Source organism: Leuconostoc fallax KCTC 3537 (assembly GCF_000165675.1).
GTDB lineage: Bacteria > Bacillota > Bacilli > Lactobacillales > Lactobacillaceae > Leuconostoc_B > Leuconostoc_B fallax.
Genome location: NZ_AEIZ01000026.1, coordinates 139,420 through 164,627, shown reverse-complemented (window position 1 = coordinate 164,627; position 25,208 = coordinate 139,420). Strand labels below are relative to the sequence as shown.

At 38.0% G+C, this 25,208-nt stretch carries 19 protein-coding genes and 6 pseudogenes; all 25 read left to right on the top strand.

All coding sequences use genetic code 11. From position 1 onward, the window contains the following. The first annotated feature begins 14 nt into the window (after positions 1 to 14). Positions 15 to 2,026: pseudogene (uvrB, locus tag LEUFL_RS12195) on the top strand (excinuclease ABC subunit UvrB). Positions 2,027 to 2,057: 31 nt separating this feature from the next. After that, positions 2,058 to 4,924, top strand: a pseudogene (gene uvrA, locus LEUFL_RS12190) (excinuclease ABC subunit UvrA). Between the two features lie 93 nt (positions 4,925 to 5,017). After that, positions 5,018 to 6,004, top strand: a complete 987-nt coding sequence (locus LEUFL_RS0108160; RefSeq protein WP_010008712.1) for a gluconeogenesis factor YvcK family protein — start codon at positions 5,018 to 5,020, stop codon at positions 6,002 to 6,004. Further along, positions 6,004 to 6,951, top strand: coding sequence for a DNA-binding protein WhiA (gene whiA, locus LEUFL_RS0108155; protein ID WP_010008711.1), 948 nt, complete (start codon positions 6,004 to 6,006; stop codon positions 6,949 to 6,951). Before LEUFL_RS0108160 ends, whiA begins: the two co-directional genes overlap by 1 nt. An 85-nt stretch (positions 6,952 to 7,036) precedes the next feature. After that, positions 7,037 to 7,645 carry an ATP-dependent Clp protease proteolytic subunit gene (locus tag LEUFL_RS0108150; RefSeq protein WP_010008709.1) on the top strand — a complete coding sequence of 203 codons (609 nt, stop codon included), beginning with the start codon at positions 7,037 to 7,039 and terminating at the stop codon, positions 7,643 to 7,645. Positions 7,646 to 7,810: 165 nt separating this feature from the next. Further along, positions 7,811 to 8,806: a D-2-hydroxyacid dehydrogenase gene (locus tag LEUFL_RS0108145; protein ID WP_010008707.1), complete on the top strand. Its 996-nt coding sequence runs from the start codon at positions 7,811 to 7,813 to the stop codon at positions 8,804 to 8,806. 71 nt (positions 8,807 to 8,877) lie between these two features. Then, positions 8,878 to 10,116: a PTS sugar transporter subunit IIC gene (locus tag LEUFL_RS0108140; protein ID WP_010008706.1), complete on the top strand. Its 1,239-nt coding sequence runs from the start codon at positions 8,878 to 8,880 to the stop codon at positions 10,114 to 10,116. A gap of 150 nt (positions 10,117 to 10,266) precedes the next feature. Next, positions 10,267 to 11,561: pseudogene (locus LEUFL_RS12185) on the top strand (APC family permease). A 169-nt stretch (positions 11,562 to 11,730) separates the two neighbouring features. Next, positions 11,731 to 12,267, top strand: coding sequence for a YqeG family HAD IIIA-type phosphatase (locus LEUFL_RS0108130; protein WP_010008703.1), 537 nt, complete (start codon positions 11,731 to 11,733; stop codon positions 12,265 to 12,267). Beyond that, complete coding sequence (gene yqeH, locus LEUFL_RS0108125) at positions 12,257 to 13,396, top strand: ribosome biogenesis GTPase YqeH (RefSeq protein WP_010008702.1); 1,140 nt, start codon at positions 12,257 to 12,259, stop codon at positions 13,394 to 13,396. Before LEUFL_RS0108130 ends, yqeH begins: the two co-directional genes overlap by 11 nt. Next, positions 13,396 to 13,710 carry a ribosome assembly RNA-binding protein YhbY gene (gene yhbY, locus LEUFL_RS0108120; protein WP_010008701.1) on the top strand — a complete coding sequence of 105 codons (315 nt, stop codon included), beginning with the start codon at positions 13,396 to 13,398 and terminating at the stop codon, positions 13,708 to 13,710. Before yqeH ends, yhbY begins: the two co-directional genes overlap by 1 nt. 77 nt (positions 13,711 to 13,787) lie before the next feature. Continuing rightward, positions 13,788 to 14,357 (top strand): nicotinate-nucleotide adenylyltransferase, encoded by a 570-nt coding sequence (locus tag LEUFL_RS0108115; protein WP_010008698.1) that lies wholly within the window; start codon positions 13,788 to 13,790, stop codon positions 14,355 to 14,357. Next, positions 14,350 to 14,928, top strand: coding sequence for a bis(5'-nucleosyl)-tetraphosphatase (symmetrical) YqeK (gene yqeK / locus LEUFL_RS0108110; RefSeq protein ID WP_010008697.1), 579 nt, complete (start codon positions 14,350 to 14,352; stop codon positions 14,926 to 14,928). Before LEUFL_RS0108115 ends, yqeK begins: the two co-directional genes overlap by 8 nt. Positions 14,929 to 14,963: 35 nt before the next feature. Then, positions 14,964 to 15,329, top strand: a complete 366-nt coding sequence (gene rsfS / locus LEUFL_RS0108105; RefSeq protein WP_010008696.1) for a ribosome silencing factor — start codon at positions 14,964 to 14,966, stop codon at positions 15,327 to 15,329. Between the two features lie 69 nt (positions 15,330 to 15,398). Further along, positions 15,399 to 16,138: pseudogene (locus tag LEUFL_RS12180) on the top strand (class I SAM-dependent DNA methyltransferase). A gap of 18 nt (positions 16,139 to 16,156) precedes the next feature. After that, positions 16,157 to 17,357 (top strand): annotated as a pseudogene (locus tag LEUFL_RS12175) (nucleotidyltransferase). A gap of 36 nt (positions 17,358 to 17,393) precedes the next feature. Further along, entirely contained in the window at positions 17,394 to 17,942 is a 549-nt protein-coding gene (locus LEUFL_RS0108090; RefSeq protein ID WP_029508732.1) for a YceD family protein, read from the top strand. Between the two features lie 98 nt (positions 17,943 to 18,040). Further along, a pseudogene (locus tag LEUFL_RS12170) lies at positions 18,041 to 18,729 on the top strand (response regulator transcription factor). 22 nt (positions 18,730 to 18,751) lie between these two features. Then, on the top strand, positions 18,752 to 19,834 hold the full coding sequence (locus tag LEUFL_RS0108080) for a sensor histidine kinase (protein ID WP_029508731.1): 1,083 nt from the start codon (positions 18,752 to 18,754) through the stop codon (positions 19,832 to 19,834). Continuing rightward, entirely contained in the window at positions 19,834 to 20,109 is a 276-nt protein-coding gene (locus LEUFL_RS0108075; protein ID WP_010008688.1) for an acylphosphatase, read from the top strand. The genes LEUFL_RS0108080 and LEUFL_RS0108075 overlap by 1 nt, the downstream gene beginning before the upstream one ends. 60 nt (positions 20,110 to 20,169) lie before the next feature. After that, positions 20,170 to 21,111 (top strand): membrane protein insertase YidC, encoded by a 942-nt coding sequence (yidC, locus tag LEUFL_RS0108070; RefSeq protein WP_010008687.1) that lies wholly within the window; start codon positions 20,170 to 20,172, stop codon positions 21,109 to 21,111. Positions 21,112 to 21,178: 67 nt separating this feature from the next. After that, complete coding sequence (locus LEUFL_RS0108065) at positions 21,179 to 21,952, top strand: TrmH family RNA methyltransferase (RefSeq protein ID WP_010008684.1); 774 nt, start codon at positions 21,179 to 21,181, stop codon at positions 21,950 to 21,952. 69 nt (positions 21,953 to 22,021) lie between these two features. Beyond that, a complete protein-coding gene (secG, locus tag LEUFL_RS0108060) occupies positions 22,022 to 22,258 on the top strand; it encodes a preprotein translocase subunit SecG (protein WP_010008682.1) in 237 nt (78 codons plus the stop codon). Positions 22,259 to 22,372: 114 nt separating this feature from the next. Further along, entirely contained in the window at positions 22,373 to 24,706 is a 2,334-nt protein-coding gene (gene rnr / locus LEUFL_RS0108055) for a ribonuclease R (protein WP_010008680.1), read from the top strand. Positions 24,707 to 24,742: 36 nt separating this feature from the next. Continuing rightward, the gene (gene smpB, locus LEUFL_RS0108050; protein ID WP_010008679.1) at positions 24,743 to 25,204 is read left to right on the top strand and encodes an SsrA-binding protein SmpB; all 462 of its coding nucleotides are present in this window, start codon (positions 24,743 to 24,745) and stop codon (positions 25,202 to 25,204) included. The last annotated feature ends 4 nt before the right edge of the window (positions 25,205 to 25,208 follow it).

Sequence of the window (25,208 nt, the reverse complement as noted above, 5' to 3'; positions counted from 1 at the left end):
GAGGACAAAAATATATGATTGAACATAGAATAAATCGTGATTTTGATTTGGTATCAAAATATAAACCGACTGGCGATCAACCACAAGCAATATCGCAATTAACTAAGGGCTTGAAAGAAAAAGTGAAAGAACAAATTCTTCTTGGTGCTACTGGTACGGGGAAAACTTTCACAATTTCTAATGTCATTCAAGATATCAAAAACCAACATTAATTTTGAGTCATAATAAAACACTAGCTGGCCAATTATACGGTGAGTTTAAAGAGTTCTTCCCAAATAATGCGGTTGAATATTTTGTATCGTACTATGATTATTATCAGCCAGAAGCTTACGTACCTAGTTCGGATACGTATATTGAAAAAGATTCATCTGTCAATGATGAAATTGATAAATTACGTAACTCTGCCACTAGCGCTTTGTTTGAGCGTGACGATGTGATTATTGTGGCATCAGTAAGTTCAATATTTGGCTTGGGTGATCCACATCAGTACCAAGATCATGTTGTCAGTTTACGTAATGGATTAGAGTATGGTAGAGATCAGTTACTTCGAGATTTAATTGACATCCAATTTCAACGCAATGATATTGATTTTCAACGTGGCCGTTTCCGTGTGCGTGGCGATGTTGTTGAAATTTTCCCAGCATCTTCTGATGAAAACGCATTACGTATTGAATTTTTTGGTGATGAAATTGATCGTATTCGTGAATTTCATGCGCTAACGGGTGAGGTTGTGGCTGAATTAGATCATATTGCTATTTTCCCAGCAACGCATTTTATGACAAATGATGCGATTATGAATCGCGCCATTGGGACAATTAAAGTAGAACTTGATGAACAGCTTAAAGTATTTGAACAAGAAGGTAAGTTACTTGAAGCACAGCGCCTGAAGCAAAGAACAGAATATGATTTAGCCATGATGGAGGAAATGGGCTATACCAATGGTATTGAGAATTATTCAAGACATATGGATGGTCGCAAACCTGGGGAACCACCATTTACGCTACTCGATTTCTTCCCAGATGACTTTTTAATTGTAGTTGATGAAAGCCATGTGACAATGCCACAAGTGAGGGGGATGTACAATGGTGATAAAGCACGTAAGCAGCAATTAGTTGATTATGGTTTCCGTTTACCAAGCGCTTTAGATAATCGACCATTAACACTACAAGAATTTGAAAAACACGTCAATCAAATTATCTATATGTCAGCAACGCCAGGTGTGTATGAAAGTGAACGTGTACCTGAAAAATATATTGCACAACAAATTATTCGACCAACTGGATTACTGGATCCCGAAATAGAAGTGCGGCCAGTGATGGGGCAGATTGATGATTTAGTTGGTGAAATTAATCAGCGTGTTGAAAAAGACGAACGCGTCTTTATTACAACTTTGACCAAACGAATGGCAGAGGACTTAACGGATTACCTCAAGGACTTAAGTATCAAAGTTGCCTATTTGCATGCGGACATAAAAACACTTGAACGTACTGAAATTATCCGTGATTTGCGATTGGGAAAATATGATGTCTTAATTGGTATTAATTTATTACGTGAAGGAATTGATGTTCCAGAAGTATCGTTAGTTGCAATTTTGGATGCAGACAAAGAAGGATTCCTTCGTAATGAACGGTCTTTAATTCAAACAATTGGTCGGGCTGCGCGTAATGAGAATGGGCATGTGATTATGTATGCTGATTCAGTAACAGATTCTATGCAACGCGCAATGGATGAAACAAGGCGCCGTCGAGAAATACAAACAGCATATAATACCAAACATGGTATTACACCTAGAACCATTAAGAAAGATATTCGTGATTTAATTTCTGTATCACATGAGACAAATAATAAAGAAGAAACAATCGATTTAACAAAGGTTGCCTTCAAAGATTTGCCAAAGGACGAACAGACATCAATCTTAAATAATATGGATGGGCAAATGCGTGCAGCAGCTAAAGCGCTTGATTTCGAAGAAGCAGCGAATTTACGTGACTTAATTATGGAGTTAAAAACGTCAGCTGGACTTTGATTTTGTGGAATAAAAGAAAAGAAGGATTTAAATGGCAAAGGACCATATTGAAATAAGAGGCGCAAGAGCACATAACTTGAAAAATATTGATGTTGATATACCTAAGGAAAGTTTGACTGTTGTGACTGGCCTTTCTGGATCGGGGAAGTCATCATTAGCTTTTGATACTTTGTATGCCGAAGGGCAAAGGCGGTATGTAGAATCATTAAGTTCTTATGCGCGCCAATTTTTAGGACAAATGGATAAACCGGATGTTGATTCAATTGACGGCCTGTCACCTGCGATATCTATTGATCAAAAAACAACGAGTAATAATCCACGTTCAACTGTTGGTACTGTTACTGAAATTAATGATTATTTTCGTTTGCTTTATGCACGAATAGGACGACCAGACGATCCAGAAGACGGTACTAAAATCATGTATACTGTTGATCAAATGGTTGATTATGTACAAAAAATTTGGCTGAAGGGACACGGCTACAAATTTTTGCGCCGATTATTCAACATGTACGTGGTTCTCATGAAACGGCGTTTGAAAATATGCGCAAGCAGGGCTATATTCGTGCCAAAATTGATGGTGATATCCAAGAAGTTGATAGTGAAGATATTCATCTTAATAAAAATCAATATCATGATATTGATGTCATGATTGATCGTATTGTGTTACGAGATAATGTTAGATCGCGACTGTTTGACTCTCTTGAAGCTGCTGTACGCTTGACAGATGGACAAGTGACGTTAGAAATGGTATCGCGAGACACAAATGAAGAGAATCAATTACTTAAATTTTCAACACATTATTTAGGCGAGTTACGTGATTTTCGTGTTGGTCGCCTAGAGCCAAGACTCTTTAGTTTTAATGCGCCTTTAGGTGCATGCCCCGTGTGTCAAGGATTAGGTGTTCAACGTGAAGTTGATATTGATTTAGTTGTACCGGATATGAGTTTATCATTAGCTGATGGCGCCATTACACCATGGAATCCGATTTCATCGAATTACTACCCTGAAATGTTACGTCAATTTGCTGATCAGTTTGATATTGATATGGATATACCATTTGAAAAACTGACTAAAGATAAGCAACAATTGATTTTAAATGGTTCGGGAGAAACAACATTCCATTTTCATTATCAAAATGAATTTGGTGGTGTTCGCGATGTCGATGTTGCCTTTGAGGGCGTATTGAATAATATTAAACGTCGATTTAATGAAACAAATTCTGATTTTACTAGAGAACAGATGAGCCATTATATGACGGCGTTAACGTGTCAGCAATGTCATGGCTATAGGTTGAACCCAGCCGCCTTATCCGTTAAAATAGCTGGCAAACATATTGGTGAAGTTTCCGAATTACCAGTTAATGAGGAACTCGACTTTTTTGCGTCATTAACTTTGGGACAACAGGATACAGAAATTGCTGCACCGATTATTAAGGAAATTAAAGATCGCTTGGGATTCCTTCAAAGTGTTGGGTTATCTTATTTAACGTTATCAAGATCAGCACGGACTTTGTCCGGCGGTGAATCACAGCGTATTAGATTAGCCACACAAATTGGCTCTAATTTGTCGGGTGTGCTATATGTTTTAGACGAACCATCAATTGGGTTACATCAACGTGATAATGATATGCTGTTAAATGCCATGCGACACATGAGAGATTTGGGGAATACCTTAGTTGTTGTTGAGCATGATGAAGATACAATGCGAGCTGCTGACTATTTGATTGATGTTGGTCCAGGTGCGGGAATGCAAGGTGGTAAAATCATTGCCAATGGCACGCCAAAGGAAGTTGAAGCTAATCCCGATTCTTTAACTGGCCAATATTTATCGGGTAAGAAAGCAATACCGTTACCACAAGAACGACGTAAGGGTAATGGTAAATTTATTACGATAAAAGGCGCTAAAGAAAATAACCTAAAAAATATTAATGTGAAATTCCCACTCGGTCAATTTATTGCTGTGAGTGGCGTTTCTGGATCAGGTAAATCAACCTTAGTGAATACCATCCTAAAACGTGCACTGAAACAAAAATTGAATAATAACTCTGAAAAGCCTGGAAAATTCAAAGCAATTGAAGGCGTTGAAAATATTGAACAAGTAGTTGATATTGACCAATCACCTATTGGCCGAACACCACGATCTAATCCGGCAACATACACTAGTGTATTTGATGATATACGTGAACTATTTGCACAAACGAATGACGCCAAAATGCGTGGTTACAATAAAGGGCGCTTTTCATTTAATACCAAAGGTGGCCGTTGTGAAAATTGTCGTGGGGATGGCGTCATCAAGATTGAAATGAACTTCTTGCCTGATGTTTATGTGGCTTGTGAAGTCTGTGGTGGAACGCGTTATAATTCAGAAACGCTAGAGGTGACGTACAAAGGAATGAATATCTCTCAAATTTTAGAGATGACAGTCAATCAAGCACTCGAATTCTTTTCACCAATACCTAAAATTGCACGTAAACTACAAACTATTGTTGATGTTGGCTTAGGTTATATTAAATTAGGACAAAGTGCGACAACATTATCAGGTGGTGAAGCGCAACGCATGAAGTTAGCTTCCGAACTGCATCGTCGTACGAATGGCAAAACGCTCTACATCTTGGATGAACCAACTACAGGCTTGCATACAGATGATATTGCACGATTGTTAGAAGTTCTCAACCGATTAGTTGATCAAGGGAATACCATTGTTGTGATTGAACATAATTTAGATGTCATTAAATCTGCAGACTGGATTATTGATATGGGACCAGAAGGTGGTGCTGGTGGTGGTAAAGTATTAGTTGCTGGGACGTCTAATAAGGTAATGAATACTGCAGAATCGTATACTGGCCAATATTTGAAACAAGTCATTGAAAGAAATCGTGCACGTGTAATGCCAGATTGATAGGGTATTGTTATGCTGATATAAAATTCAGTGGGCATTCAATGATAAAATAGAACTGGCATCATATACTGAGATGCAGCTATGGAGGTAAAAATGACCAAAAGCAAACCAAAATCAAAAATCGTGATTATTGGCGGTGGTTCTGGGCTTCCCGTTATCATTAAGCCGCTGGTTCAAGAAGATGTTGATTTGACTGCTGTTGTAACAGTCGCTGATGATGGCGGTTCGTCTGGTGTCCTACGAAACTACATTAACGTTGTACCGCCAGGCGATATTAGGAATATTTTAGTCGCAATGGCTACGAATACTGAGCCAGATATTTTAAGCATCTTACAATATCGTTTTAATGCGCAAGATGATTTTTTTGCAAAACATGCGGTAGGAAATTTAATTATTGCTGCCTTGATTGAGAAATATGATGATGTTTTTGAAGCCGTACAGCGTATGGCTGACTTTTTGCATATTAAAGGTCATGTTTATCCGGTGTCTAATGAGCCACTCGTTTTACATGCTGAGTTTAAAGATGGCCAGCAGCAGGCGGGCGAATCAGAAATTACACATGCACATAAAACAATTGATCATGTCTGGGTAACTGGGGATGAAGTAGGTGAAGAACCACAAGCTGCACCAGCTGTGTTACGAGCTATTCAAGATGCGGACCTTATCGTTTATGGGCCAGGAAGCTTGTTTACCAGTATCTTACCTAATGTAGTAGTACCAGAAGTGGGTGAAGCGTTACGTACTACTAAAGCCAAGCAAGTATACATTGCTAATATTATGACCCAAAAAGGTGAAACGGATGCTTACACTGATGCGCAGCATTTATTAGCTCTGAACGCACACATTGGTGAGCAAACTGTTGATTATGTCATTTCTAATGCCACAAAAGTACCAGATGATTTTGTTGATTTTCAACGGTGGAATGAGATATCTAGTCAAGTAAAACTAGATCAAGCAGCTGTTCAAGTACAACATGCTCAGCAGATTGCTGGAGATTTTTTGGACTTACGTGATTCAGGGGCGTTTCATGATGGTCATAAAATTACGCAGGAACTATTAAAAATTCTGGAGAATAATTAATGTCATATGCAGCGGATGTTAAAAAAGAGCTGACTGGTTTAATCGTGCATGATGGTAATGCTAAAGCAGAATTATCAGCGCTGATTAGAATGAATGGCGTGAGCACATTAGGACATAATCAGACGGTTACTGTGCAAACAGAAAATGCTGCAATTGCGCGGCGTATCTATACATTATTAAAAGAAACCTATCATATTGATGTTGAAGTTTTAGTAAGTGATCATGTTCATTTATCACAACACAAAAGTTATGGTGTTTTGATGAAAGATGCCGTTGATGATGTCTTAGATGATTTAGGCATTGATCCATTTGGATTAAATGTTATCATTCCCACACGTATTTTAAACCAAGTTGATAAGCGACGTTCTTTTTTAAGAGGGGCCTTTTTGGCGGCTGGATCGGTTAATTCACCAGAAAAATCCAATTATCATTTAGAAATCTATACAACACATGAAGAGTTAGCTGATCAAATCGCACAATTGATGCGCGAATTTAATTTACCAGCTAAAATAGCAGATCGTGGTTCTGGCTTTATTATCTATCTTAAGCGTGCCGAAAAAATAGTTGATTTCATGAGCACGATTGGCGCAACACAGTCAATGTTACATTTCGAGGATATTCGCATTATGCGTGATATGCGTAATTCCGTTAATCGCTTGGTTAATGCGGAGACGGCAAATATGCAAAAAACAGCTGTTGCAGCTAATCGACAAGTAATGCAAATTGAGTTAATTCGTGACAAAATAGGATTGACTGTATTGCCTGATAAATTAAGAGAAATTGCTGAACTGAGATTAGCACATCCAGATGAATCATTGAGTGAATTAGGCGAGTTAGTGCAAGGAAAGCCAATTAGTAAATCAGGTGTTAATCATCGTATGCGTAAATTGACGCAATTAGCACAGGCATTGGAGCAGGGATTGTCGATTGATTTGACAAAAATATAAATAAATTAGCACTCTTTATCGTTGTGTGCTAAAATGAAGTTGTATCATTTATAATGTTTATTTGAACTAGTGAAAGGAATAAATTATGTGGCCAGGTGTTATTGAACAAACTGCAAATGGGCGTGAAAGTTATGATTTGCCTTCTCGCTTACTGAAAGACCGTATTATTCTAGTGCAAGGTGAAGTTGAGGACCAGATGGCAACGTCCATTGTGGCACAACTCTTGTTCCTAGAGGCACAGGATTCTGACAAAGAAATTTCAATGTATATTAATTCACCAGGTGGTTCAGTAACTGCTGGATTAGCAATTGTTGATACAATGCGTTTTATTAAAGCGCCAGTGACCACAATTGTTATGGGGCTTGCTGCATCAATGGGAACAATTATTGCTTCTTCAGGTACCAAGGGTAAGCGCTTTATGTTGCCTAATGCTGAATACTTAATTCATCAACCAATGGGTGGTGCTGCTGGTGGTACACAGCAGACAGATATGGCCATTATTGCACAACAATTGACTAAAACCCGTGAACGTTTGAATAAGATACTATCTGAAAACTCAGGGCAACCACTTGAACAAATCCGTAATGACACAGAACGTGATTATTGGATGAGTGCTGAAGAGACTTTGGATTATGGCTTGATTGATGGTATTTTAACGCAATCTGGTGAAATGCCTGTAACAAAACAAAATTAATACTGATAAAAATGGTAACAGTAATCGTGTGTTATCATTTTTATTTTGGCCATAATTGTTTAACGTTTACTATCATTTTGTTCGTGAAAATGTAAACAATTACGTGCTAAATTTAAGTAACTGATATATAATTGATATAGTAAGATAAATTATTTGGAGGAAATCATGAAGATTTTTGCTTATGGTATTCGTGATGATGAGAAGCCATCATTAGAAGATTGGAAAGCTGAGCATTCAGAGATTGAAGTTGACTACACGCAAGAGTTGTTAACACCTGATAATGCTAAGTTAGCTGCTGGTTCTGACGGTGTTGTTGTTTATCAACAATTGGATTACACACGTGAGACTTTACAGGCTTTAGCAGATGAAGGTATTCATAATCTTTCATTGCGTAATGTTGGTATTGACAACATTGATTTGGATGCTGCACGTGAATTGAACTTCAATATTTCAAACGTTCCAGTTTATTCACCAAACGCTATTGCTGAACATTCAATGATTCAATTATCACGTTTGTTGCGTCGTGCAAAGGAATTAGACGCCAAGGTTGCAAAGCATGACCTACGTTGGGCACCAACAATTGGCCGTGAAATGCGTATGCAAACTGTTGGTGTTATTGGTACTGGACATATCGGTCGTGTGGCAATCAACATCCTTAAGGGATTTGGTGCTAAAGTGATCGCCTATGATAAGTATCCTAATCCTGAATTGCAAGCTGAAGGATTGTATGTTGATTCATTAGATGAATTATATGCACAAGCTGATGCTATTTCACTTTATGTGCCAGGTGTTCCTGAAAACGATAAGATGATTAATGCCGAAGCCATCGCTAAGATGAAAGATGGTGTTGTGATTGTCAACGTTTCACGTGGTAACTTGATGGATATCGATGCTATCATTGATGGTTTGAATTCTGGCAAGGTTTCTGCATTTGCAATGGATGTTTATGCTGAAGAAGTTGGTCTATTCAACGTTGATTGGTCTAACAAGGAGTTCCCAGATCCAAAGATCGCTGATTTGATTGATCGCGAAAATGTTTTGGTTACCCCACATACAGCCTTCTATACAACTAAGGCCGTTAAGGAAATGGTTCATCAGTCATTTGATGCTGCTGTCAAGTTTGCAAAGGGTGAAACACCAGCCGTTGTAGTAAAGTACTAAAATAATAGCATATAAATACCTAAGCCTAGTGCTTGGGTGTTTTTTACGTAATAATTTAGGAGATGAGTGAGATGGCTATTAAAGCTAATGGTTCCAAATGGGCTTCCAAAGAATCGCAGGGTAAACGTAATGTTGAATATGCACGTAAAGCCTCAGAAGCTGCCCCTCAGATTTTTGATGGTACACAACAGTTACATTTGAAAGATTTCTTCTTTAAAGTGTTATCTGGATCTGCTCAAGGTATCTTGATTGGTGTGCTACCTAGTGCGGTAATGAAGTACATTATTCAATATTCAGGATTAGGAACAACAGCGTTGGGCGCTGATTTCAACGCAATTTTAACGTTATTTACATCGTTAATTCCATTCTTAATTGGAATGGCAATTGCATTGCAATTTAAAATGAAGAGTCTAGATGTTGGTGTTGTCGCAATTGCGACGGCAGTTGCATCCGGATCAATTAAATGGGCAACAGCACCGAAAGGATTTGTTAATCCAGTAACCGGGGTAGCATTACCAGCGCCATCAACAGTCTATATTGCTTCTGGTGCCGGTGACGTGATTAATGCGATGATTGTTGCTGCACTAGCAGTGTTCGTTACTTGGTTAGTTGCACGTTATCTCAAAGGCTTTGGTTCAGTTGCAATCATTTTGAGTCCCATTATCGTCGGCGGCGGTGTTGGTTGGATAGGTAAAGAAATTGCACCATATGTGGCCTATGTCACAACTTGGATTGGTGATGTGGTGGCTACGTTTACACGTTTGGCACCAATACCAATGGCCATGTTGATTGCAATGGCTTTTGCTATTATTATTATTACACCAGTATCAACTGTCGGTATTGCCTTGGCAATTAGCTTATCTGGTATTGGATCAGGTGCAGCTGGTATGGGTGTTGCAGCTACGACTATTGTGTTATTGATTAACTCATGGCGTGTCAACAAGCCAGGTGTTACAGTCGCAATTGCATTAGGTGCCATGAAGGGAATGATGCCTTCGGTGTTTGCTAAGCCTGTTACCATGATACCGTTCTTATTGACTGCTGCTATTTCAGGTATTCCAGTGGCTTTGTTTAATATTCAAGGTACACCGATTACGGCTGGTTTCGGTTATATTGGATTAGTTTCACCTATTCAATCAATGGTTAAGGACCCTAATGTACCTAGCACAGTAATGAATAATTTTGTGAATCCAATGGTTGGATTAATTGCATGGTTGGTTGTACCTATCATTGCTGGTTTGATTTCTCAATACATCTTTAGTAAATTATTGAAGTTGTATTCACCAATGGACTTCCAACAAGATCTTTAATCTTTAATTATTTATCATGAAGCGCGTATTTCTATGTTTAAGAAATAGGTGCTTTTTTATTTTGTATATGTTTAGAAGACAGAAAATCACGTGCTATACTAGTAACTAAGATTATTGTGGGAGATATAAGATGGATTCAAACGAAAAAAACTGCATCGGGGCTTTGGATTATGGGCGTCTTTGGCTTTAGTTATTGGAACTGTTATCGGATCTGGCATCTTTTTAAGCAAGGTAGTGTTTTGTCTTCTGCTGGTGGGACAACAGCAGGATTGCTTGCTTGGCTTGTTGGTGGTATTTTGACATTGGCTTCCGGATTGAGTATTGCTGAACTCGGTTCCCAGATGACCAAGACAGGTGGTATATTTCAATATATCGGCCATATTTATGGTAAAACTTGGGGATTTTTAACAGGATGGATGCAGGTTATTTTTTATGGTCCAGCCATGATGGGAGCGATTGCAACTTATTTCTCTTATCTGTGCCTAGGATTATTCGGTCTGCCACAAAAGTATTCTTTAATATTATCAGCAGTGACACTAATGTTTATTGGTTTGTTAAACTCGATTCCTAATCGTTTTAGTGCTGGTTTTCAAATTGTAACAACAATTATTAAGTTATTACCGGTATTAGCATTAGTTATTTTTGGCTTTTTCTTTGGCCAAAATGATGCATTTGGTCAGGTTGTTCATCAAGTATCAAATAGCGGTGGCGGCTTTGGTGTTGCTATTTTAGCAACTTTGTTTGCCTATGATGGATGGGTAACATTGGCTAACATTAGCGGTGAAATTAAGAATCCACGTCAAACATTACCTAAAGCAATTGTTTTTGGTATTGTGTTGGTTATTTTTGCTTATGTTGGGGTAACTTATGGTGTGTATCAGAGCTTACCAGCCAACCAAATTATTAGTTTTGGCGAAAATGCGACTTTACGTGTTGCGCAAGAAGCTTTTGGTGAATTTGGTGGCCGTTTATTAAGTGTCACCATTTTAGTATCTTTATTAGGCACTTTAAATGGTAAAGTTGTCTCTTTCCCACGTGTATTATTTGCGATGGCTAATGAAGGTATTTTCCCGTTTGCGAAGACATTTGCTAAGATAAACATGCGATCACGGACACCCAACGCAGCCATTTGGCTTATGATTATGATTGCGATTGTGATGATGGCGGTTGCTGATCCTAATCGTTTATCTGATATTGCTATTTTTACAACGTTTCTATTTTATATTATGGCCTTTGTGGGTGTGATTAAATTACGTCGACATAATACCATGGGTGTTAAACCTGGCTTTTCAACACCATTTTTTCCAATGATACCTTTAGTGGCGATTGCAGGATCACTTTATGTTGAAATATCTGAAATATATTATGACTTTTATGGTGTTGTGATTTCATTGTTGATTGTAGCTGTGGGATATCCAATTTATTTATACTTAAAGCGCCACTAACACTGGTTCTAAAAGCACAAGCAATATAAATTGCTTGTTTTTATTCTATATGGAAGCTAAGAGTAATCGTGAAAGGCATTTCATCACATTGTTCGTATTTTTGTTGTAACAGACATGTTCGCTTTCATGTATAATGTAAGATAAGAATTATTGATGGATGGCTGACAAGATGCGTTTAGAATACTTTACACCAACTTTCATGGTTGAAAGAATATATGACTTAACAGTTGATGATTTAAAAACGCGCGGTATAACCACCGTTTTAGCGGATTTAGATAATACTTTATTAGCTTGGAATAATCCCGAGGGTACACCAGAATTACGTGAATGGTTAAAAAGTCTGCGTGATGAAGGAATTGAGTTAATTGTTATCTCGAATAATACAACAAAAAGAGTTGCTAAAGCAGTGGCACCACTGAATGTAAAATTCGTCTCTTGGTCACTTAAACCATTACCAAGGGGTATTTTGCATGTCTTGAAAACGCACGATTTAACAAAAGAAGAAGTCATTATGGTTGGCGATCAAATGTTGACCGATGTCTGGGCTGCGCATAGTGCAGGTATACGTAGTGTGTTAGTAAAACGACTTGTAGAATCAGATATGTGGCAAACTTGGATAAATCGAGCAATTGAAAAGCAGGTTAAAAAAGTAGTCTTTAAAGCACATCCACAGTTAAAATGGGAGAAAAAACTTCGTGACAATTGAAATCACAGACGAATATCTTAAGGCGCAGTTAGCTGAAGGATTACAATGTATTGGGTGTGGTGCCCGTATGCAGATTGATGAACCTGAGCATGCTGGTTATTTACCGCTTAGCGCATTAAGAAAACAAATTGACAATGATGAATTGTTATGCCAGCGCTGCTTTAGGCTAAGACACTACAATGAAATCCAACCCGTTGAATTGACAGACGATGATTTTGCTCGTCTGCTACATCAAATTTCGGCAACGCGTGCGCTAGTTGTTTATGTTATCGATGTATTTGATGTGACAGGTTCAATCATATCTGGTCTACCTAGGTTCGTTGGACAGAACAACCCGATTTTGGTTGTCGCTAATAAAGTAGACTTGTTACCTAAATCTTTAAACAAGCAACGCTTAAAACAATGGTTACAAGGTGTGCTAAAAGAGCAGGGTATTCAAGCAGTTGATACTTTTTTGACAAGCGCTAAGAAGCCTCAAAACTTAGATGAATTACTTGAAAAGATCGATGAGTTAAGATTAGGCGAAGATGTCTATGTTGTTGGTGTGACAAATGTTGGAAAATCAACATTGATTAACCGGATTATCAAGTCTAGAACAGGCATTCAAGAATTGATTACAACATCACGCTTTCCAGGTACCACATTAGATCGTATTGAGATACCACTGGATGATGGGGCACAATTAGTAGATACGCCAGGTATTGTGAAACGTGATCAAATGGCGCATGCTTTATCTGAAAAAGATTTGAAATTTGCTTTGCCTAATCATGAAATTAAACCAAAAACTTATCAATTAAATGCAGAACAAACGATTTTTATCGGTGGACTAGCACGTTTTGATTTTGTGAATGGAGAACGCGCTGCTGTTACTGCTTATTTTGAGAATAATTTGATGCTACATCGTACAAAATTAGCTAATGCAGATGCTTTTTACGATAAACATGCGGGTAATTTATTACAACCCATTCCCGCTCAAGGCAACACGTTAGTGATGCATGAATTTAGGACTAGTGAAAAAAGTGACCTGGTTTTTGCAGGACTAGGATGGATTACAGTTCCTGCGGGAATGCATATAAGAGGATGGGCACCAGCAGGTGTTAATGTTTTAATTCGAAAGGCTATGATTTAATGATACAATTATCTGGGAAACAAAAACGTTTTTTGCGCTCGCAAGCGAATACTATGAACCCTATTTTTTCAGTTGGTAAAAATGGTATGACGCAAACATGGGTGGATGAAATCGTTGTAGCACTCAACAAACGTGAATTAGTTAAGGTAAATGTACAGCAAAGTGCAGATGTTACGGTCAAAGAGGTTGCACAATATATTGAAGATCATTCAAATATTACTGTTGTGCAGACCATTGGTAAAACATTGGTGTTATATTTACCGGCAATTAATCCAAAATATGCTAAATTATCGTTGTTAGTTAACGATCTTTAAATATTGGAGGAGTATATGATTGCAACTATTAGTACACAGACACAGGTCCAATCAACATCACAAAAGTTAAAAAACGAGTGGGCATTTTCGGTGGTACATTCAATCCGCCGCATATTGGTCAACTTATTTTAGCCGAAAGTGTTGGCAAACAACTTGGTTTAGAAAAAGTATATTGGATGCCTAATGCTATACCCGTTGATGCAACGCATACGAGTGCTATTGAGCCCTCATATCGTGCACAAATGGTACGATTAGCCATTATGGATAATCCTTTGTTTGATATTGACCTGACTGAGATACGTAATGGTGGTGAATCACATACTTTCTTCACAATGCAAGAACTTGTTAAACAGCATCCAGAAAATGAGTATTACTTTATTATGGGTGCAGAAAAAATGAAGTTCTTACCACAATGGGATCATATTGAGGAACTGAGTCAATTAGTTACTTTTGTGGCGGGCTTAAGAGCAGGACAAAAAAGGGAATCCGCATATCCTGCTTTGTGGTTTGATGTGCCTGATGTTCATATCAGTGCATCAGATATTCGAACGCGGATTCGCTTGAATCAAAGTATTAATTATTTAGTGCCAGATCGCGAAGTGGCCTTTATTGAAGAATATCATTTATATCGAGGATTGTATGAGTAAGTATTATAGTGGGACAGTAGCGCAACTAGAAAGTATCGTTGCTAAAGCTGTTTCACAAAAGCGTTTTGAACATATTTTGAGAGTAAGAGACTATGCAATTGTCTTGTCTAAAAAATATAACGTTAATTCGGATCAAGCAGAAGTTGCAGCCCTTGTCCATGATTATGCCAAAGACCGATCTGATTCTGATTTTTTGAATGTCATTGATGCAAAACATCTAGATCCGGATTTGAAAAATTGGAATAATGCTATTTGGCATGGCGTTGTGGGTGCGGAGATGATTCATGATGAATTGGGTATTACTGATTCGGAAATTTTAGATGCCGTTCGTCAACATACCACAGGGTCGGATAATATGTCGTTATTATCACAAATATTATTTATGGCGGATTATCTTGAAATGGGACGCCATTTTCCAGGCGTTGAAGAAGCAAGAGCGTTAACTGATAATAATTTACAAAGTGGTGTGAAATATCAAATTACACATACGCTTGCTTATCTGGCCAGCCAGTCCTTGCCAATTCATCCCTTATCATTAACGACGTATAATTATTGGGTAAAACATGCGTGAGTTTTTATTTTTTAGATATTAAAGGAGAAATTCTAATGACATTAGATGCACAACAATTGCTTGAAACAGCGGTTAAAGCTGCGGATAGTAAAAAAGCGAATAATATTGTTGCTTTAGATATGCAGAAGGTCAGCCTAATGGCGGATTATTTTGTTATTGCTGATGCAGCCTCGCCAAGACAAGTTCAAGCCATCGTTAATGAAATTAAAGATAAGGTTGCCGAAGCTGGTGGCACAATTAATCGTATTGAAGGTGTCAAGGCTAGTGAATGGGTATTACTCGATTTGGGAGATGTTATTGTCCATATTTTTGCTACAGAAGATCGAGATTTTTACAATCTAGAGCGTTTGTGGGGCGATGCACCTTATGTAGATTTACAACAGTGGATGATTGCAGAGTAAAGATTAAGTAGATGGTGACTGAAATTTTATTTTCAGTCACTTTTCATGTAGTGACAAAGGGATGAATAAATGAGCGATAATTATAATACCTTTGCAGAGAAGTATGATGAGCTGTTTGATCAGACTTTGTATAAGCAGTGGGCAGATTACGTGAGTCAAAATACTCAAATTGGCTCAACCCTAGACTTAGGGGGTGGCTCAGGCAGATTAGCCATTGAATTAGCAAAATTGGGTTACAAAATGGATGTTTTAGATTTGTCTCCTGAAATGCTAATGTTGGCTCAAAAAAATAGTGCTCAAGCTAATCAGTCTATACAGCTATTGCAAGCAGATATGCGAGAATGGTCAGATTGGAAGACGCAATATGAACTCATTATTAGCTCTGTTGATGCTTTGAATTATCTACCAACACAAGATGATATGGTAAAGACGTTACAACAGGTTTTTGAACATCTTGTTGTGGGTGGTACGTTCATGTTTGACGTTATTACGCCATATCAAGTTAACGTATTGTATGATAATTACTTTTATAATAATGATGACGATCCAGAAAATATCTTTATGTGGACCAGTTATCCTGGAGAAATAGCTAATAGTGTTGATCATGATTTAAAGTTCTTCGTCTATAATGAAAAATCGATGGGTTTAAGTTATTAAGAGAGGTGCATCATGAACAGACTTACGAACTGGATACTTATATGCAACTTTTAACCACTGTTGGTTTTAAAGATATTGAAGTGACATCTGCTTTTGGACAACAACCCATTGATTTAGAAACTGATCGCTGGTTCTTTAAAATGAAAAAATAAATGAAGAAGGGTAACGATATGAAAGCAGTCGGTATTGTCACTGAATATAATCCATTTCATAATGGTCATCTATATCACATTGAACAAGCTAAAAAATTAACAGGTGCAGATGTTGTTATTGCTGTAATGTCAGGTAATTTTGTGCAACGAGGGGAACCAGCAATTTTTGATAAATGGACGCGTGCACAAGTTGCTTTACAAAACGGTGTTGATATTGTCATAGAGTTACCCACTTTTTTGCCGTGCAACCAAGTCATATCTTTACCGAAGGCGCAGTGAAACTACTTGCTGCAATGGGTGTTGAGGATATTGTCTTTGGTAGTGAACATGCTGATGTTGATTTTTTGACATTAGCGAAAAATGCACCAGATGTCCAATTATCTAAAAAAGTGATGCAGGTAATTTTAAAGACAAAAAGCAAACTTTTGCGAGTGCTTATGCGCACGAATTGGAAATGAGTACAGGCTTTAAGCTAGAAGATCCTAACGATATCTTGGCCTTTGGTTATGCGAGAGCAGTATCAAAACTAGGGCTAGAAAGTCAAATTAATTTACGCCCTATACAACGAATGAGTGCTGGGTATCATGATAAAACGTTTACTGAAGACCAAAAAATTGCATCAGCATCTTCGATTCGTCTGGCATTGCACAAGGGCAAGTTAGAAAAGCTAGCTGATGTTGTCCCCAATGAGACAAAGGCATTATTATCAAGTAGTGCAAATACAATTAATTTTGAACAACCATTTTGGCAATTGTTAAAATATCGTTTAGTGACAGACACCGTGGGACAGTTAGGCCAGATTTATCAAATGGCGGAAGGCTTAGAGCATCGTCTATCAGCGATGGCTTTAGGTGAACCAGGTCCACAAAGTTATCAAAGTTATATTAAAGCAGTTAAATCAAAGCGTTATACTTTTGCTCGTATACAAAGAACACTGCTTTATACGTTAGCTAATATCAAGGTTGATCAAATGCAAGCAGCCATGCAAGATGCTTATTTGAGGGTATTAGGTTTTACGCCTCTCGGACAACAGTATCTCAATGTAACAAAGAAACATTTGGATTTACCCTTAATTAGCAAAGTCGATATGAGTTTGGCTAAGAGTAATTTAAGGTTAGATTATAAGGCCGGTAAACTGTGGCAGATGTTGGCTACAGGTGATAACGTGCCACAACAAGATGTGAGTCGAGTACCAATTTTAGTAGAGAAGGAGAAGTAATTAACGGTGTTATCACTGTTAATGAATTGTTTAAATATGAAATTTGCAAAAAGACAAATTCAAAAATATCATGATGAGCCATTATCTTTTAAAGAAGATATTTCATTGGAAGATGTTGCTAAAGAGCGATTCCCAAAAACTGTATTGGCCTTGAGTCAATTAACTGTTACTGGAGAAGTGAGCTATTCTCCAGAAAATGACGTACTGTTTAATGCAACAGTGAAGGGGAAAATCACAGTACCTTCTTCGCGTTCGCTATTACCAGTTCAACTACCACTCGACTTAATGATCAACGAAAGGTATGTTGAAAAGGAAGAAAGATTAGAGCACTTTGAAGAGACAGAAGCTGCCTTTTTGTTAGAAAATGATATGCTGGATGTCGACCAATCAGTTTTAGATAATATTATGGCAAGTTTGCCACTACAAATTCTGACTGATGAAGAGAAACAAAGTGATGATTTACCTGCTGGAAAAGATTGGGTTGTTGTTAGCGAAGATGATTTTGAAAAAGAATCATCAGCCGAAAAGGATTCTGAAAAATTAGATCCTCGGCTAGCAAAGTTAGATGATTTTTTCAAAGAATGAGAAAATACTTGCATAGAATGAAAAAATCCTTTAAGCTTAGTTAAGATTAGTATTTATAAGGGGAGAGAGTCCCCATTTTAAAAATATTGAGGACGAATATGAGTAAAGTATTAATTGTTGAAGATGAGGAAAACTTAGCAAAGTTTATTGGCCTCGAATTAAAACATGAAGGATACGACGTTGAAACTGTTATGGACGGTCGTACTGGATTAGATTCAGCTTTAGAGAATGACTATGATGTCATTCTTTTAGATTTGATGTTGCCTGAGTTAAATGGGTTGGAAGTAGCGCGCCGTTTGCGCGAAAGTAAAAAACACCGATTATCATGATGACAGCTCGTGATTCAGTTATTGATCGTGTTTCTGGATTGGATTATGGCGCTGATGATTATCTTGTAAAACCATTTGCAATTGAAGAGCTATTAGCTCGCGTGCGTTCATTATTGCGACGTATTGCAATTGAAAATAAATCAAGTGATCAACACCGTTCTATTATTCAGTTTAAGGATCTACGTATTGAAAAAGAGAATCGGATAGCGCGTCGTGATGATCAGATTATTAATTTAACAAAGCGCGAATACGACTTGCTGCTCACATTAGTTGAGAACATTAACATTGTACAATCACGTGAGCAATTACTTAAAGAAGTTTGGGGATTTGACTCTGAAGTTGAAACCAATGTTGTAGATGTTTATATTCGTTACTTACGTAATAAAATTGATGATCCTGAGAGTAAGGCTTCTTACATTCAAACAGTACGTGGTACTGGATATGTCATGAGAAGCTAAGGCATGTGTATTGTTAAGTAAAATGGAAGAAACAAAAGATCAGACAACAGAAAAAGCCCCCCGTCGTTTCTCGTTACGCTGGCAATTAGCTATTGGAATGACGTTAGGCTTTTTTGTCATCTTTATTTTATTTGCATTAGCGGTTACCGAACTATTACGTAATTACTTTGGGCCATTGGCACATACGATTTATTATTGGCTTATTGCGTTTGTATTCATTGGTGGACTAGGAATTACAGCGTTTTCTTATTTTCTAGTCATGCGTATTATTAAACCCGTGCGGTCAATTGAAAAAACAATTGAAGCGTTCCAAGAAGATCCGATGACAAGTCAACGTGCTAGCGAGGGTAAAATTAACGATGAATTAACAGATGTTGTTAAAGTTTTAAACCGTATGATGGATCGCTTACAGGGACTGATTAGTGCCCAGCAACAATTTGTGTCAGATGTGTCACATGAATTGAGAACACCTGTAACCATCGTGAAGGGACATATGGAGTTACTTAACCGCTGGGGAAAGGATGATCCTGAAGTATTAGCTGATTCAATTAGTTCATCCTTGGCTGAAGTACAACGCATGGAAACCCTCATTAATGAAATGCTTAATTTAACACGGGCTGAGCAGATTCCCGTTGAAAATATTAAGGATATGACCGAAGTAGATGGGACGGTTCATCGTGTATTCGAAAACTTTAAAATGATTCATCCAGATTTTAATTTTACGATGGATGATGATCTTCTAGAACCTGCGCATGCGCGCATTCGTCAAGATCATTTAGAACAAATTCTTATCATTTTGGCAGATAATGCCGTTAAGTATTCTTTGGATAGAAAAGAGATTCATTTTGCGGTATCACGAACAAGACATCAAGTAGAAATTGGTATTCAAGATTTTGGCGAGGGATTGTCGCAAGAAGATGCGCAACATGTTTTTGATCGTTTCTATCGGGCTGATAAGGCGCGTTCAAGACGAAAAGGCGGCAGTGGATTAGGATTAAGCATTGCTGAAAGACTAGTGAAAGCTTATGGTGGAGATATTAATTTAGAAAGCGCCGAAGGTTCAGGGTCAATTTTTACAATACGCTTGCCCCTAGTGAGTGAATGATGACAAAATATTTAATGATAAATGTTAGTGGTATAGTGCAGGGTGTTGGTTTTCGTTGGTATACACAACATATAGCACAGCAGCACCATTTAGTTGGTTGGGTTAGAAATAAACGTGATGGGTCTGTTGAAATTTGTGTACAAGGGCTTGAAGAGCAAATTAAACCTTTTTTGAGTGCTGTTGAAGCGGGACCCGGTGAATATAGCCATGTTGACCATATCAAAATAACTGAAATTAAACCCTTTACAGCAAATGATTTTGCTATTAAGCCATAGTATTTGATATAATGGCTACTTGTACGATGACGTGCGTCATAATCTAGGAGACATGGACACATGAAACAACTCAAAAGAGTTTTAACAATTATTTTTGTTATTTTTGATATTATTTTAATCACTGGCGGATACGATCAGCATAGCCGGATGTATCGTTGGATTGGGCACCCACTAGCAGACATTATGACTAGTATCGCGAACTTTGTTGGTGGTACAAACGGTATTGGTTGGGCAATTATTATTATTACTGCTGTGCTACGTTTAATATTGTTACCTTTCTTTCTTAACCAACAAAAGGCATCTACAATTAACCAAATTAAAATGCAACAGCTAAAGCCCGAAATTGACAAATTACAGGCTATTACGCGTAAAGCAGGTACGCAACAAGAGCAACAGCAAGCTAGTATGGCGATGATGTCACTGTATCGTGAAAATAATGTTAGTTTGACTGGTGGTATTTCATTTCTAACAATGGCCATGCAAGTACCGGTATTTTCTGGATTATATTCTGCTATCTTACATTCACCTTCGTTACGAGATGCGACATTCTTTGGATTCAATTTAAATCAATCACAGATTGTTTTTTCAGTAATTGCTGGTTTGATTTATTTGGCACAAGCTTGGTTGATGGCTAAGCACTTGCCAGAGGAGCAGCGCAAAGCATCAAGTGCAATGATGTATATTAGTCCAATTATGATCTTTGCTTTCTCAATGTATGCTTCCGGTGCAATCGGTTTGTACTTTATCGTTGGCGGTATCTTCTTATTGTTCCAGTCTGCTATTAATCATTTGCAACGCCCAGCAATGGAAGAAAAAGTTAGCAAGGAATTCAAAGTGGAAAAAACTGCTGAAGACTTGTTACAAAGTGCAGCGAAAAAAGTACCAGTTACACAGCCAAATTCGGATGTTAATGAAGAGCAAGATGATCATACTACGCCAACTAATAATAAGCATGGTCGTAATTCTGGTAAACAAAATCGCAATCAAAATAAAGACAATTAAGCATCCATAGATGGGCTGTTGTTATTTTATTTTTAACGTGCTCGACAAGAGTAGAAAGAAGTAAATTATGGATAGAATTTTATCTAATCAAAATCCACGCGTAAAAGCATGGGCAAAATTGGCAACTAAAAAAGGCCGTCAAGAGAACCGTACTTATTTATTAGATGGCTGGCATCTAGTTGAAGAGGCTATCAAAGTAAAGGCAAAGTTTCATGCGGTGATGGCAACAGAAACACAAATGGCCGAACATTTGCCAGACGTTCCTCATGGCGTTCCAGCATTTGAAATTAGTGAAGAAGTTGCAAAGCATATTGCTGGAACGAACTCGCCACAAGGAATATTTGCCGAAATTAGTTTGCCAGAGAAGACTTTCGATCCTAAATATGTGCATGACGGTGCTTGGCTATTATTGGATAACATTCAAGATCCAGGAAATGTTGGAACATTAGTCAGAACAGCAGACGCTGCTGGCTTTAAAGGTGTCGTATTAGGTGCAGGTACAGCTGATGCTTATTCACCTAAGGTCGTTCGTGCTATGCAGGGTTCTCAGTTCCATTTGGAAGTCTTGAATGGCGATTTGGATGAGTGGACAGATGCATTAATTAGCAATGATCTACCAGTGTATGGCTCACTACTTAATGAAGAAGCCAAATCATATCACGATGTGCAGCCAGCAACACAGTTTGGCTTAATTGTTGGTAATGAAGGTAATGGCATGAGTGCAGCATTAGCTGATAAAACAACAGCTAATTTGTATATTCCAATTCAAGGGCGTGCTGAAAGCTTGAATGTTGCTATTGCAGGTGGCATTTTGATGTTTACATTAGCTTTAGGTAATTAGTACAGTATTAGCTAAATCTTTGTTTTTTGATATACTACTAGATAGTAATTGAGTTAGGGGACGCGTGCTGTGGAAAATATACTTACCATTGCCTTAATCGTTGTTGGTGTCATGTTAATTATTACAGTCATGATGCAACCAAGTAAACAGCAAGATGCATTATCAGCACTTTCTGGTGGTGCTGGTGATTTGTTTGCAGAGCGTAAGTCACGTGGGTTTGAAGCTGTTATGCGACGAACGACGGCAGTTTTGGGCACAATTTGGTTTATCATTGGATTCGTGTTGATGTATTTATCAGCACATTAGTGTAACGAGGCTGGGTCATTTTACGTATTTCGCTACGTAGATGTCCCAGCTTTTTATTAGTTTATAATAAAGAATGTATAACGTACGCGTTATCACATGTTAGGAAAATAATTTATGGAATTAGAACAATTAAAGTCTCAATTGGCTGGCTTCTTAAAGGCCAATGCAATGCAAAAATTTACAGCGCAAAATCTCTCCGATGGATTGCGCATGACAGATGAACAAGGATATAAGCAGGTTGTTAATGCTTTAAATGCGCTAGAACGTCAAGGCGATATTATTGTGGATGATAATGGCGCTTTTCAGCATAATGAAGATGCTGGTTATATTTTGGGTGATTTCAGATCTAATGATAAGGGCTTTGGCTTTGTTAAATATGATGAAACTTTGCCAGATATATTTGTGTCTCCTGACAATACAAAACAGGCAATGCAAGGCGATCGCGTGAAGGTATCAATCATTAAACCATCTGCCTCTGCAGATCGTGGTCCTGAAGGCAAAGTAGAAGAAATCATTACCCATGGTTTTGAACGTATTGTCGGAACCTTTACTTTAGGTTCAGAAGCTAAAAATTATATTGGTGAGTTAGCAATTAGTGACAAAAAAGCTATGAACTATCAAGTTTTGATTGATGGTAATGGTTTGCGCCCTAATGATGGACAAGTCATCGTGGCTGAAGTAAATCAGTTTCCTAATGCGGAAAAGCCACGTCAAATGATTGCATCTGCAGTTGAAACAATTGGCTATAAAGATGAACCTGGCATGGATATTTTACAAATTGTTTATGCTAAAAAGGTACCACATGAATTTCCACAAGCTGTGTTAGATGCAGCAGCAAAGATTCCTACAGATGTTTTGGATGAAGAGTGGGAAGGCCGAGAAGATATAACAGATCAGACCTTGGTTACAATTGATGGTGCAGATACTAAGGATATTGATGATGCCGTAGTTGCTTGGAAAATGGATAATGGTAATTATCATTTGGGCGTGCACATTGCTGATGTTAGTCACTATGTTAAAGAGGGGGCTGATATCGACGTTGAGGCCTATAATCGTGGTACTTCAGTTTATCTAACTGATCGCGTTATTCCAATGTTACCGCGTAATATTTCTAATGGTATTGCATCATTGAATCCCAATGTCATTCGCTTGGCGATGTCTGCTGAAATGGAGATTGATCCAAGAGGTAATATCGTTAACCATCGTTTGCACACGAGTGTCATTAAATCTCATGCTCGTATGACATATGATGCTGTTAATAAGATACTCGAAGGTGATGTTTTCGTACAGGATGAGTATGCGAACCTAGTGCCAATGTTTAAAACAATGGGTGAGTTACATGATATTTTGTTAAATATGAGAAAAAGTCGTGGCGCCATTGATTTTGATGCACCAGAAGCACAAATTATTGTTGATGATGAAGGTAAAGCCGTCGATATTCAATTAAGAGAACGTGGTACGGCTGAAAGAATGATTGAAAGCTTTATGTTAGCGGCTAATGAAACCGTAGCTGAGCATTTTGATCAGTTGAAAGTACCTTTCTTATATCGTATCCACGAAGTCCCTGATGCAGAACGTGCTAAGAGCTTTTTTGAGTTCGCAAAGGCACTCGGACACCCTGTATATGGTGATCCAAGTAAAGTAACGCCTGCTATGCTTCAGCAACTCATGACAGATGTTGAGGGTAAGCCAGAAGCACAAATGATTGCGACGATGATGTTACGTGCGATGAAACAAGCCAAATATTCACCAGAACCATTGGGACATTTTGGCTTAGGCGCATCATACTATACACACTTTACATCGCCTATTCGACGTTATCCTGATCTAACGGTCCATCGTTTGATTAAGTGGTATGCGCAACATGGTACAGGTGTGGCTGCACAAGAGCGGTATGCCAGTCATTTAGGGAAAATTGGCCAAGATACGAGTCAACGTGAACGACGCGCTATTGATACAGAGCGCGATGTTGATGCTTTGAAGAAGGCTGAGTATATGATGGATAAGGTTGGTCTGGAATTTGACGGTGTTGTTAATTCCGCTTTGAAGTTTGGACTATTTATCAGCTTGGATAATACGGTTGAAGGTTTGGTGCATATTTCTAACTTAACGGACGATTATTATGAATATGATGAAAAACATGCGGCATTAATTGGCCGTTCATCTCATCGTATTTTCCAAATAGGCCAGAAAGTACGGATTAAAGTATTACGCGTCAATAAAGAAGAGAAAACGGTAGATTTTATCTTAGTTAATCCTGAGAGTGCACCAACTACTGAACTACGTGTTGCGTCAAAGTCAGGTGGTTCATACGGAAAAGCAGGTGGCCGTAATCGTCAGGAACGTCGGAAAAAAGAACGCCGTGGTCAGTCTGAAGGTCCTAAATTAAAGCATGGCCAGCTGGATCAGAAGAAAGGACAAAAACGAGACAATAAGCGTAATTTTTGACAATAATATTTGATGTAATATTTTGGGAGGAGTTAATTGGCAAAAAAGAATGTAAATGATAATGTTATTGCACAAAATCGTAAAGCACGTTTCAACTATAACATTATCGATACATATGAAGCAGGCATTGCATTAACAGGTACGGAGATTAAGTCAGTCCGTGCTGGACAAATAACAATTAGCGATGGTTTTGTGACAGTTCATAATAAAACAGCATTATTAACCAATGTTCACATATCGACTTATGCACAAGGTAATCAGTTCAATGTTGATCCGCTAAGAACGAGACAATTATTGTTACACAAACGAGAAATTGTTGCGCTAGAAAAAGCAGTTCAGGAAAGCGGAATTACAATCGTGCCACTGAAAGTGTATATGAAACACGGCTTTGCTAAGGTATTAATTGGTATCGGACAAGGTAAGAAAAAGTACGATAAACGTGAAGATATCAAGCGCCGTGACCAAGAACGAGAGTTGGGGCGTCGGTTAAAACATTAAGAAT